2 protein-coding genes are annotated in these 2,127 nt (G+C 67.1%); both read left to right on the top strand.

Annotated elements, in window-relative coordinates:
* The first annotated feature begins 65 nt into the window (after positions 1–65).
* A complete protein-coding gene (gene istA / locus AS96_RS13705; RefSeq protein ID WP_036290890.1) occupies positions 66–1,274 on the top strand; it encodes an IS21 family transposase in 1,209 nt (402 codons plus the stop codon).
* A complete protein-coding gene (gene istB, locus AS96_RS13700) occupies positions 1,274–2,065 on the top strand; it encodes an IS21-like element helper ATPase IstB (RefSeq protein ID WP_036290888.1) in 792 nt (263 codons plus the stop codon). The genes istA and istB overlap by 1 nt, the downstream gene beginning before the upstream one ends.
* Positions 2,066–2,127: the final 62 nt, after the last annotated feature.

Here is a 2,127-nt window from a genome sequence, read left to right as displayed (position 1 = left end):
TGTCGACGGCGCTCGAAAACTGGACAGTAGCGGCGCTTGAAAAGTGAACACTCAACGATTGGAGAGTGATCACTTTGGAGGACTGGGCGTTGATCCGGAGGCTGGCCGGCGAGGGCGTGCCGAAGGCGCATATTGCCGAGCGGTTGGGGATCTCGAGGACCACGGTCATCAAGGCGGTGAACTCGGAATCGCCGCCTCACTATGAGCGGACAGCGGCGCCGACGTCGTTCACACCGTTCGAGTCGCGGGTGCGTGCGTTGCTGCTGGAGACGCCGACGATGCCGGCGACGGTGCTCGCGGAGCGGGTCGGGTGGACGGGCTCGATCCGGTGGTTCCGTGACAACGTGAAGCGGTTGCGGCCCGAGCAGCAGCGTCTCGATCCCGCGGATCGGATCACGTGGGCGGCGGGGGACGCGGCGCAGTGCGATTTGTGGTTCCCGCCGAAGAAGATCCCGCTCGAGGACGGGACAGCGAAGCTGTTGCCGGTGCTGGTGATCACCCCGGCGCATTGCCGGTTCACGACGGGAGTGATGATCCCGACTCGGAAGACCGAGGATCTGCTGCTCGGGACCTGGCAGCTGATCGAGCAGCTCGGCCGGGTTCCGCGTCGGCTGATCTGGGACAACGAGCCCGGCATCGGGCGAGGACGCCGTCACGCGGACGGAGTCGACGCGTTCATGGGAACCCTCGCGGCCAAGCTCGTGCTGCTGCCGCCGCGGGATCCGGAATCGAAAGGGATCGTGGAACGCCGCAACGGTTGGTTCGAGACATCGTTCATGCCGGGCCGGTCATTCGCCTCGCCCGCGGACTTCAACGAGCAGTTCACCGACTGGCTCGGAGTCGCCAACCAGCGGAGGGTGCGCACCCTGGCCGCCTCTCCGATCTCGCTGCTGCCTGCGGATCTGGCGGCGATGTTGCCGTTGCCGCCGATCCCGTTGCATCTGGGCTGGCGGAACCGGATCCGGCTCGGCCGCGACTACTACGTCCGCATCGACACGAACGACTACTCCGTCGACCCGCGCGCGATCGGCAGGATCGTCGACGTCACCGCGGACCTGGACCGGGTCCGCGTCCGCCTCGATGGACGGATCATCGCCGACCACACCCGTGTCTGGGCGCGAGGAATGGTGATCACCGACCCCGCGCATCGAGAAGCTGCGGCCGTCCTACGACGCGAGTTCCAGCAGCCGCGACTTGTTCCAGTCGGCGACGATCTGACTCGGGATCTCGCGGACTACGACCGCGCGTTCGGGCTCGTCGAGGGGAGCAACTGATGGCCGGCAAGACCGACGTCGCAAAGCAGATCACCTATCTCGCCGGCGCACTCAAGGCACCCCGGATCACGGAGGCCGCAGCCCGGATGGCGGACCAAGCACGCGACGCCGGTTGGTCGTTCGAGGACTACCTCGCCGCCGTCCTCGAACGCGAAGTGAGCGCTCGCAACGCCTCCGGCGCGGAGCTGCGGATCAAAGCCGCTGGCTTGCCGAGCCGGAAGACGCTCGAGGACTTCGACTGGGACGCGCAACCGGCCACTCGGCAGCAGATCGCCGCGCTCGCTTCAGGAGGGTTCCTCCTCGAAGCGCAGAACGTGGTCCTGCTCGGCCCTCCCGGGACGGGGAAGACGCACCTCGCGACCGCGCTCGGGATCGTCGCTGCCCGCCACGGGCACCGGGTGTTGTTCGCGACTGCGACGGACTGGGTCACCCGCCTCACCGACGCCCACCGGCAAGGCAACCTGCCACGAGAGCTCACCCGGCTTCGCCGTTACGGGCTGATCATCGTCGACGAAGTCGGCTACCTCCCGTTCGAACAAGACGCCGCCAACCTCTTCTTCCAGCTGGTCTCGTCACGCTACGAACACGCGTCGCTGATCCTGACCTCGAACCTGCCGTTCTCCGGCTGGGGTGGCGTCTTCGGCGACCAGGCCGTCGCCGCCGCGATGATCGACCGGATCGTTCACCACGCCGACGTCCTCACCCTCAAAGGGGCCAGCTACCGCCTCCGCGGCAGAGGCATCGACAGCCTCCCCAGCATTCGCACCACCACCGACGAGACCCCTGGCTAGACTGCCCGCAACCGTTCACTTTTCGAGCGCCGAAAGTGACCAGGATTCACGCGCCGCCGACA

This window comes from Microbacterium sp. MRS-1 (assembly GCF_000585455.1).
Lineage (GTDB): Bacteria > Actinomycetota > Actinomycetes > Actinomycetales > Microbacteriaceae > Microbacterium > Microbacterium laevaniformans.
Note: the sequence above shows the minus strand (reverse complement) of the source record. Positions and strands in the feature narration are given on the sequence as shown.